A 746-nucleotide genomic window follows, 5' to 3' on the forward strand; every position below is an offset into this window, starting at 1 on the left:
CCAGCCGCAGGCGCCGCTGGTACTGGTGTTGCACGGGCTGACCGGTTCCTCTGACTCACCCTATGTGAAGGGCTTGCAGCAAACCCTGCAAGCGCGGGGCTGGGCCAGCGTGGCGGTGAACTGGCGCGGCTGCTCGGGCGAACCCAACCTGTTGCCCCGAAGCTATCACTCCGGCGCCAGCGAAGACCTGGCGGAGATCATCGGCCACCTGCGCGCCCAGCGCCCACTGGCACCGCTGTATGCGGTGGGTTATTCGCTGGGCGGCAATGTGTTGTTGAAATACCTGGGTGAAAGCGGCGTCGCCAGCCAGCTGGAGGCTGCGGTAGCGGTCTCGGTACCGTTTCGTCTGGACCACTGCGCAGACCGCATCGGCCAGGGATTTTCCAAGGTGTACCAGGCGCACTTCATGCGCGAAATGCTGGCGTATGTACAACTCAAGCAGCGGCACTTCCATGCCCAGGGCCAGCATGACCGGTTGGCCGAACTCGACCGCCTGGGCCAGCTGAGTAACTTGCGCACGTTCTGGGAGTTCGACGGCAAGGTCACGGCACCCTTGAACGGTTTTCGCGATGTACACGACTACTATCGCCGCTCGTCGAGCCACTTCTTTCTTGGCCAGAACCGCACGCCAACGCTGATCATTCAGTCCAGTGACGACCCGTTCGTGTCCAGCCACAGCTTGCCGACGGCGCGGGAACTGGCCCCCCAGACCCGTTTCGAGCTGCACCGCCGCGGCGGCCATGTGG

The 746-nt window shown here is 63.9% G+C and carries 1 protein-coding gene; it reads left to right on the top strand.

All coding sequences use genetic code 11. The annotated features are described in order from the left end of the window. Positions 1–746: YheT family hydrolase (locus G1E_RS03075; RefSeq protein WP_256220426.1), on the top strand; the 746-nt coding region annotated here is incomplete at both ends.

The organism is Pseudomonas sp. TJI-51 (genome assembly GCF_000190455.2).
Lineage (GTDB): Bacteria > Pseudomonadota > Gammaproteobacteria > Pseudomonadales > Pseudomonadaceae > Aquipseudomonas > Aquipseudomonas juntendi.